Source organism: Tenacibaculum sp. AHE14PA, assembly GCF_019278465.1.
Classification (GTDB): domain Bacteria; phylum Bacteroidota; class Bacteroidia; order Flavobacteriales; family Flavobacteriaceae; genus Polaribacter; species Polaribacter bernardetii.
Window position 1 is genome coordinate 2,810,417 of the sequence record NZ_CP058983.1, and the last position, 9,910, is coordinate 2,820,326.

A 9,910-nucleotide genomic window follows, 5' to 3' on the forward strand; every position below is an offset into this window, starting at 1 on the left:
TTTTACTAATATGTTAACTTATACAGTTGCAATATACTGAACGATTTAAGGTGATTATCGCAATGGGGCTCACCTCTTTCCATCCCGAACAGAGAAGTTAAGCCCATTTGCGCCGATGGTACTGCCAATGGTGGGAGAGTAGGTCGTTGCCTTTCTTTTAAACCTCAATCTTTATAGATTGAGGTTTTTTTTTGCTCTAAACTCAAATGAAAAATAAGAAAAATGGGCAAAGGTATGAGGGTAAAAGGTGAAGAGTAAAATTAAAAGATTATCAATTCATCAAAGGTCAACCAGTCTTAATACTTATTGAAAAAACACTTTTTTAAGCAAAGATAATTCCTAGAAAATGTTTTTAAAACGAGTTAATTACTGCTATATAAGAGTATAGATTATTCAAATAAAAAAAGAATATACTATAATCACAAAAAGAGCTCATACGGAAAGGAAAAATGAATAAAAAGAGGATCAAATATTTTTGATCAAAAGCTTTATAGAGTTTAAAACAAACTTTTTTAAATAGTATATAAGAGTACTGCTATTATAATTAAGTCAATATTCAGAAAAATTAGCATGGTGCTATTATAATTTATAATCATCAGCGAAGTAAAAAAGAGCATAATAGTGAATAGTTTATAGTATACATAAGTTGAAAAATAAGCGAATACACTATCAACTTAAGCTAGTTTTAGTTAGTAATCAATAGTACACTACTAAAATATGGGATTAATATTAGAGTTAAGTGTTTAAGGAACAGGGTAAAAAAAAATACTTAAAAGAAAAGGATAAAAAGGTAGTTGTTATGTTGAAAAAGGAATCTATATTTGCACCCGCTAAGGGGAAAACGAGTGCTACAGAGCATGAGTGAGATGCTTTAAAAGGTCATAAAAAATACTGGTTAAGATAGTTTTAATAAAGTGTAAAAAATAAGTTAAATATTACTTGTTTAGTACAGATTAAAGAGAGTATCTTTGCAGTCCGATTTAAGGTAAGTAGTTCATTAAAATGTTGTAAAAATAAACTTAAAAAAAGCTTCAAAAAGTTTTGTCAGTTTTAGAAAAGTTTATAGATTTGCAACCGCTTTAAGAAAGCGAAACGATCAGAGAAATTTTGGAATGATTTGGTAATAAAAATCAGTTAGTTCGAATCTAGCGTTTCTACAAAATTAGGATTTATAACGAGTGTTTTACAGCATGAGTGCGATACCCTAAAAGTTCATTGAAAATATTGAAATTGACAGCGTAAACAAAGAGTAGAATAACCACGTTCTAATTCGTTAGAACAAATTCTTTTGAAACTTATTCATTAATATTATTTAAAATATACAATGAAGAGTTTGATCCTGGCTCAGGATGAACGCTAGCGGCAGGCTTAACACATGCAAGTCGAGGGGTAACATTGTGCTTGCACAGATGACGACCGGCGAACGGGTGCGTAACGCGTATAGAATCTGCCTTGTACAGGAGGATAGCCTTTAGAAATGAAGATTAACACTCCATAATGTATAGAAGAGGCATCTCTTTTATATTAAATATTTATAGGTACAAGATGACTATGCGTCCTATTAGCTAGATGGTAAGGTAACGGCTTACCATGGCAACGATAGGTAGGGGGTCTGAGAGGATTATCCCCCACACTGGTACTGAGACACGGACCAGACTCCTACGGGAGGCAGCAGTGAGGAATATTGGTCAATGGAGGCAACTCTGAACCAGCCATGCCGCGTGCAGGATGACTGCCCTATGGGTTGTAAACTGCTTTTATACAGGAAGAAACCGTGCTACGTGTAGCACCTTGACGGTACTGTAAGAATAAGGACCGGCTAACTCCGTGCCAGCAGCCGCGGTAATACGGAGGGTCCAAGCGTTATCCGGAATCATTGGGTTTAAAGGGTCCGCAGGCGGTCAATTAAGTCAGAGGTGAAAGCCCATCGCTCAACGATGGAACTGCCTTTGATACTGGTTGACTTGAGTTATACGGAAGTAGATAGAATAAGTAGTGTAGCGGTGAAATGCATAGATATTACTTAGAATACCGATTGCGAAGGCAGTCTACTACGTATATACTGACGCTCATGGACGAAAGCGTGGGGAGCGAACAGGATTAGATACCCTGGTAGTCCACGCCGTAAACGATGGATACTAGTTGTTGGGTTTCGACTCAGTGACTAAGCGAAAGTGATAAGTATCCCACCTGGGGAGTACGGTCGCAAGACTGAAACTCAAAGGAATTGACGGGGGCCCGCACAAGCGGTGGAGCATGTGGTTTAATTCGATGATACGCGAGGAACCTTACCAGGGCTTAAATGTAGATTGACAGGACTAGAGATAGTTTTTCCTTCGGGCAATTTACAAGGTGCTGCATGGTTGTCGTCAGCTCGTGCCGTGAGGTGTCAGGTTAAGTCCTATAACGAGCGCAACCCCTATTGTTAGTTGCTAACAGGTAATGCTGAGGACTCTAGCGAGACTGCCGGTGCAAACCGTGAGGAAGGTGGGGATGACGTCAAATCATCACGGCCCTTACGTCCTGGGCTACACACGTGCTACAATGGTATGGACAATGAGCAGCCACTATGCGAATAGGAGCGAATCTATAAACCATATCACAGTTCGGATCGGAGTCTGCAACTCGACTCCGTGAAGCTGGAATCGCTAGTAATCGGATATCAGCCATGATCCGGTGAATACGTTCCCGGGCCTTGTACACACCGCCCGTCAAGCCATGGAAGCTGGGGGTGCCTGAAGTTCGTTACCGAGAGGAGCGACCTAGGGTAAAACTGGTAACTAGGGCTAAGTCGTAACAAGGTAGCCGTACCGGAAGGTGCGGCTGGAACACCTCCTTTCTAGAGAAAGATGGTGAGTTACAAAAGGGAAATTTTACTCTTTGCTGTTAATTTTAAAATACACTAATAACAAGCTATTATAGTCTCATAGCTCAGCTGGTTAGAGCGCTACACTGATAATGTAGAGGTCGGCAGTTCGAGTCTGCCTGAGACTACAAAAAGGCAAGTTATTAGAAAGGAAATTCTGGAAACAAGAGGATTCGACATTCAAATCTGGATAGTAATCTAGAGTTTAATAATGGGGGATTAGCTCAGTTGGCTAGAGCGCTTGCCTTGCACGCAAGAGGTCATCGGTTCGACTCCGATATTCTCCACTAGGCAATGCCTAGGGATAATTAAATTTATTCCAAGAGTATTGCAGAATTTAAGTTGATAAAATACTTATCAATGGCGATTCGCCATGTTCATTGACATATTGGTAAAATGATATCGTAAAGAAATCAAGATAGAGAGTTAATTGAAAGATTAACACAATATTTTTTATAAAAATAATTATAAAGAGCTCGTTCTAAATAGAGATATTTAGAGCAAAAAGTACAATAAGCTAAATAAGGGCGTATGGCGGATGCCTAGGCTTTCAGAGGCGATGAAGGACGCGATAAGCTGCGATAAGTAACGGGGAGAAGCACATATTTTATGATCCGTTAATTTCCGAATGGGGCAACCCGGTATGTTGAAGACATATCACCTCGTAAGAGGGGCAAACCCGGTGAACTGAAACATCTAAGTAACCGGAGGAAGAGAAAACAATAGTGATTCCGTTAGTAGTGGCGAGCGAACGCGGATTAGCCCAAACCAATACTGTTACGGCAGTATTGGGGTTGTAGGGCTGCGACATTAGAATCTAAGTGAACTAGAATTGTCTGGAAAGACAAACCGAAGAGAGTGATAGTCTCGTATAGGTAAGCGAAGAAGATATAGCAGTACCCTGAGTAGTGCGGGACACGAGTAATCCTGTATGAATCCACCGGGACCATCCGGTAAGGCTAAATACTCCTGAAAGACCGATAGTGAACTAGTACCGTGAGGGAAAGGTGAAAAGAACCCTAAGTAAGGGAGTGAAATAGAACCTGAAACCGTACGCCTACAAGCGGTCGGAGCACATTTACTGTGTGACGGCGTGCCTTTTGCATAATGAGCCTACGAGTTACTGTTACTAGCAAGGTTAAGGATTTAAGGTCCGGAGCCGAAGCGAAAGCGAGTCTGAATAGGGCGACCATAGTTAGTAGTAGTAGACGCGAAACCGAGTGATCTACCCATGGGCAGGTTGAAGCTGTAGTAACATACAGTGGAGGACCGAACCAGTTGACGTTGAAAAGTCTTTGGATGACCTGTGGGTAGGGGTGAAAGGCCAATCAAACTCGGAAATAGCTCGTACTCCCCGAAATGCATTTAGGTGCAGCGTTGAGCGAAAATTTTATAGAGGTAGAGCTACTGATTGGATGCGGGGGCTTCACCGCCTACCAATTCCTGACAAACTCCGAATGCTATAAAATGTTACTCAGCAGTGAGGGCATGGGTGCTAAGGTCCATGTCCGAGAGGGAAAGAACCCAGACCATCAGCTAAGGTCCCCAAATATATGTTAAGTTGAACTAACGAGGTGAAACTGCTTAGACAGCTAGGATGTTGGCTTGGAAGCAGCCATTCATTTAAAGAGTGCGTAACAGCTCACTAGTCGAGCGGTTTTGCATGGATAATAATCGGGCATAAACATATTACCGAAGCTATGGATTTACGTTGAAAGACACGTAAGTGGTAGGGGAGCATTCTATTTGCGCCGAAGGTGTACTGTAAGGTATGCTGGAGCGGATAGAAAAGAAAATGTAGGCATAAGTAACGATAAAGGGGGCGAGAAACCCCCTCACCGAAAGACTAAGGTTTCCTCAGCGATGCTAATCAGCTGAGGGTTAGTCGGGTCCTAAGGCGAATCCGAAGGGAGTAGTCGATGGATAACAGGTTAATATTCCTGTACTTCTTATAATTGCGATGGGGTGACGGAGTATTGAAAGCACCGCGAACTGACGGAATAGTTCGTTGAAACATGTAGGTATTAGGACTGTAGGTAAATCCGCAGATCTAGCTGAAGTGTGATAGTACAACAAATCTTCGGATGCGTTGATAGTGTGCCTAAAAGCTTCCAAGAAAAACCTCTAAGCTTCAGATTATAAGAACCCGTACCGTAAACCGACACAGGTAGTTGGGATGAGAATTCTAAGGTGCTCGAGTGATTCATGGCTAAGGAACTAGGCAAAATCGACCCGTAACTTCGGGAGAAGGGTCGCCCATCTTCGGATGGGCCGCAGTGAAAAGGTCCAGGCGACTGTTTATCAAAAACACAGGGCTTTGCTAAATTGAAAGATGATGTATAAGGCCTGACACCTGCCCGGTGCTGGAAGGTTAAGTGGAGTTGTTAGCCTTTGGCGAAGCAATGAAATGAAGCCCCAGTAAACGGCGGCCGTAACTATAACGGTCCTAAGGTAGCGAAATTCCTTGTCGGGTAAGTTCCGACCTGCACGAATGGTGCAACGATCTGGACACTGTCTCAGCCATGAGCTCGGTGAAATTGTAGTATCGGTGAAGATGCCGATTACCCGCAGCGGGACGAAAAGACCCCGTGAACCTTTACTATAGCTTCGTATTGGTTTTGGATAAGTAATGTGTAGGATAGGTGGGAGACTATGAAGCGGCGTCGCTAGGCGTTGTGGAGTTGTCCTTGAAATACCACCCTTTGCTTATCTAGAGTCTAACTCAGCAATGAGAACAGTGCGTGGTGGGTAGTTTGACTGGGGTGGTCGCCTCCAAAAGAGTAACGGAGGCTTCTAAAGGTTCCCTCAGCACGTTTGGTAACCGTGCGTAGAGTGCAATGGCATAAGGGAGCTTGACTGAGAGACATACAGGTCGATCAGGTACGAAAGTAGAGCATAGTGATCCGGTGGTTCCGCATGGAAGGGCCATCGCTCAAAGGATAAAAGGTACTCCGGGGATAACAGGCTGATCTCCCCCAAGAGCTCACATCGACGGGGGGGTTTGGCACCTCGATGTCGGCTCGTCACATCCTGGGGCTGGAGAAGGTCCCAAGGGTTGGGCTGTTCGCCCATTAAAGTGGCACGCGAGCTGGGTTCAGAACGTCGTGAGACAGTTCGGTCTCTATCTGCTGTGGGCGTTAGAAATTTGAGTGGATTTGACTTTAGTACGAGAGGACCGAGTTGAACTAACCTCTGGTGTATCTGTTGTTCCGCCAGGAGCACTGCAGAGTAGCTACGTTGGGAAGGGATAAGCGCTGAAAGCATATAAGCGCGAAACCCACCACAAGATGAGATTTCTTTAAAGGGTCGTGGAAGATTACCACGTTGATAGGATACAGGTGTAAAGGCAGTAATGTCATAGCCGAGTATTACTAATAACCCATAGGCTTATGTATAGTTCCCGACTTTCGGGTCGGGACGCAAACTCTTTTGATAATTTACGATATGATTTTACTAATATGTTAACTTATACAGTTGCAATATACTGAACGATTTAAGGTGATTATCGCAATGGGGCTCACCTCTTTCCATCCCGAACAGAGAAGTTAAGCCCATTTGCGCCGATGGTACTGCCAATGGTGGGAGAGTAGGTCGTTGCCTTTCTTTTAAACCTCAATCTATATTTAGATTGAGGTTTTTTTTTTGCTCTAAACTCAAATGAAAAATAGTGCTTTTAACATAATTACCCTTCTTCTTATATTATAAATAAAGCTTATATAATTTTATTAATCCTAAATTCAAGATATTTCATAGAAAATAAAAAGAATGAAGTACTATTAAGTATCCCAAACTTATGCAGTACAATTATGTACTAAAAAAAAGGATTATAAGTATCTTGATAATCACCAGAGACGTAAAATGAAGATTTATTAGAAGAAAGAGTAATAAAAATATTGATTGTAATTTATGAATGAGCAATATCGAATAAAAATGATTTTAGAGGGTATATTATCGAGATTAAATTAGAATATAGACTTAAAAGAAGGTGAAAAATAAGCTACCTATATTCTTTAAAAAATAAGAATAAACAGAAAGCGATATACTACGATAATATTTCAAGGAATTAGAAAAGAGTATATAGTTAAAATAGGCTAGAAGAAAACAAAAAATCTATACTTAAATTTTTTATTGATGTTAAAACAAACTTTTTTAAATAGTATATAAGATTATTATTACCATTATTAAGTAGCTCTTCAGAATAATAAATATAATTTTACTACAGTTTTCAAATATCAGCGAAGTAAAAAAGAGCATAATAGTGGTTGATTTATAGTTTACACAAGTAAGAAAGTCACCGATATACTATTAACTTAAGCTAGTTTCAGTAACTAACCAAGAGTAATTCATTAACAAATCAATAAAATATGGGGTTAATATTAGAGTTAAGTGTTTAAGAAACAGGGCTAAAAAAAATACTTAAAAGAAAAGGATAGAAAGGTAGTTGTTATGTTGAAAAAGGAATCTATATTTGCACCCGCTAAGGGAAAAACGAGTGCTACAGAGCATGAGTGAGATGCTTTAAAAGTTCCTAAAAAATACTGGTTAAGATAGTTTTAATAAAGTGTAAAAAATAAGTTAAATATTACTTGTTTAGTACAGATTAAAGAGAGTATCTTTGCAGTCCGATTTAGGGTAAATAGTTCATTAAAATGTTGCGAAAATAACTTAAAAAAAAAGCTTCAAAAAGTTTTGTCAGTTTTAGAAAAGTTTATAGATTTGCAACCGCTTTAAGAAAGCGAAACGATCAGAGAAATTTTGGAATGATTTGGTAATAAAAATCAGTTAGTTCGAATCTAGCGTTTCTACAAAATTAGGATTTATAACGAGTGTTTTACAGCGTGAGTGCGATACCCTAAAAGTTCATTGAAAATATTGAAATTGACAGCGTAAACAAAGAGTAGAATAACCACGTTCTAATTCGTTAGAACAAATTCTTTTGAAACTTATTCATTAATATTATTTAAAATATACAATGAAGAGTTTGATCCTGGCTCAGGATGAACGCTAGCGGCAGGCTTAACACATGCAAGTCGAGGGGTAACATTGTGCTTGCACAGATGACGACCGGCGAACGGGTGCGTAACGCGTATAGAATCTGCCTTGTACAGGAGGATAGCCTTTAGAAATGAAGATTAACACTCCATAATGTATAGAAGAGGCATCTCTTTTATATTAAATATTTATAGGTACAAGATGACTATGCGTCCTATTAGCTAGATGGTAAGGTAACGGCTTACCATGGCAACGATAGGTAGGGGGTCTGAGAGGATTATCCCCCACACTGGTACTGAGACACGGACCAGACTCCTACGGGAGGCAGCAGTGAGGAATATTGGTCAATGGAGGCAACTCTGAACCAGCCATGCCGCGTGCAGGATGACTGCCCTATGGGTTGTAAACTGCTTTTATACAGGAAGAAACCGTGCTACGTGTAGCACCTTGACGGTACTGTAAGAATAAGGACCGGCTAACTCCGTGCCAGCAGCCGCGGTAATACGGAGGGTCCAAGCGTTATCCGGAATCATTGGGTTTAAAGGGTCCGCAGGCGGTCAATTAAGTCAGAGGTGAAAGCCCATCGCTCAACGATGGAACTGCCTTTGATACTGGTTGACTTGAGTTATACGGAAGTAGATAGAATAAGTAGTGTAGCGGTGAAATGCATAGATATTACTTAGAATACCGATTGCGAAGGCAGTCTACTACGTATATACTGACGCTCATGGACGAAAGCGTGGGGAGCGAACAGGATTAGATACCCTGGTAGTCCACGCCGTAAACGATGGATACTAGTTGTTGGGTTTCGACTCAGTGACTAAGCGAAAGTGATAAGTATCCCACCTGGGGAGTACGGTCGCAAGACTGAAACTCAAAGGAATTGACGGGGGCCCGCACAAGCGGTGGAGCATGTGGTTTAATTCGATGATACGCGAGGAACCTTACCAGGGCTTAAATGTAGATTGACAGGACTAGAGATAGTTTTTCCTTCGGGCAATTTACAAGGTGCTGCATGGTTGTCGTCAGCTCGTGCCGTGAGGTGTCAGGTTAAGTCCTATAACGAGCGCAACCCCTATTGTTAGTTGCTAACAGGTAATGCTGAGGACTCTAGCGAGACTGCCGGTGCAAACCGTGAGGAAGGTGGGGATGACGTCAAATCATCACGGCCCTTACGTCCTGGGCTACACACGTGCTACAATGGTATGGACAATGAGCAGCCACTATGCGAATAGGAGCGAATCTATAAACCATATCACAGTTCGGATCGGAGTCTGCAACTCGACTCCGTGAAGCTGGAATCGCTAGTAATCGGATATCAGCCATGATCCGGTGAATACGTTCCCGGGCCTTGTACACACCGCCCGTCAAGCCATGGAAGCTGGGGGTGCCTGAAGTTCGTTACCGAGAGGAGCGACCTAGGGTAAAACTGGTAACTAGGGCTAAGTCGTAACAAGGTAGCCGTACCGGAAGGTGCGGCTGGAACACCTCCTTTCTAGAGAAAGATGGTGAGTTACAAAAGGGAAATTTTACTCTTTGCTGTTAATTTTAAAATACACTAATAACAAGCTATTATAGTCTCATAGCTCAGCTGGTTAGAGCGCTACACTGATAATGTAGAGGTCGGCAGTTCGAGTCTGCCTGAGACTACAAAAAGGCAAGTTATTAGAAAGGAAATTCTGGAAACAAGAGGATTCGACATTCAAATCTGGATAGTAATCTAGAGTTTAATAATGGGGGATTAGCTCAGTTGGCTAGAGCGCTTGCCTTGCACGCAAGAGGTCATCGGTTCGACTCCGATATTCTCCACTAGGCAATGCCTAGGGATAATTAAATTTATTCCAAGAGTATTGCAGAATTTAAGTTGATAAAATACTTATCAATGGCGATTCGCCATGTTCATTGACATATTGGTAAAATGATATCGTAAAGAAATCAAGATAGAGAGTTAATTGAAAGATTAACACAATATTTTTTATAAAAATAATTATAAAGAGCTCGTTCTAAATAGAGATATTTAGAGCAAAAAGTACAATAAGCTAAATAAGGGCG

4 tRNA genes and 5 rRNA genes are annotated in these 9,910 nt (G+C 41.1%); all 9 read left to right on the forward strand.

Annotated features, from left to right (window positions below):
- Positions 1–46: 46 nt before the first annotated feature.
- Positions 47–155 (forward strand): 5S ribosomal RNA (gene rrf, locus H0I30_RS12960).
- A gap of 1,166 nt (positions 156–1,321) precedes the next feature.
- Positions 1,322–2,839: ribosomal RNA gene (locus tag H0I30_RS12965) — 16S ribosomal RNA — on the forward strand.
- Between the two features lie 81 nt (positions 2,840–2,920).
- Positions 2,921–2,994, forward strand: a tRNA-Ile gene (locus tag H0I30_RS12970).
- Between the two features lie 85 nt (positions 2,995–3,079).
- A tRNA-Ala gene (locus H0I30_RS12975) sits at positions 3,080–3,153 on the forward strand.
- A gap of 223 nt (positions 3,154–3,376) precedes the next feature.
- A 23S ribosomal RNA gene (locus tag H0I30_RS12980) occupies positions 3,377–6,261 on the forward strand.
- A 99-nt stretch (positions 6,262–6,360) separates the two neighbouring features.
- Positions 6,361–6,469 (forward strand): 5S ribosomal RNA (gene rrf / locus H0I30_RS12985).
- A gap of 1,366 nt (positions 6,470–7,835) precedes the next feature.
- A 16S ribosomal RNA gene (locus tag H0I30_RS12990) occupies positions 7,836–9,353 on the forward strand.
- Together the 16S, 23S and 5S rRNA genes with 4 tRNA genes alongside form the textbook arrangement of a ribosomal RNA operon.
- An 81-nt stretch (positions 9,354–9,434) precedes the next feature.
- A tRNA-Ile gene (locus H0I30_RS12995) sits at positions 9,435–9,508 on the forward strand.
- An 85-nt stretch (positions 9,509–9,593) separates the two neighbouring features.
- Positions 9,594–9,667 (forward strand) — tRNA-Ala (locus H0I30_RS13000).
- Positions 9,668–9,910: the final 243 nt, after the last annotated feature.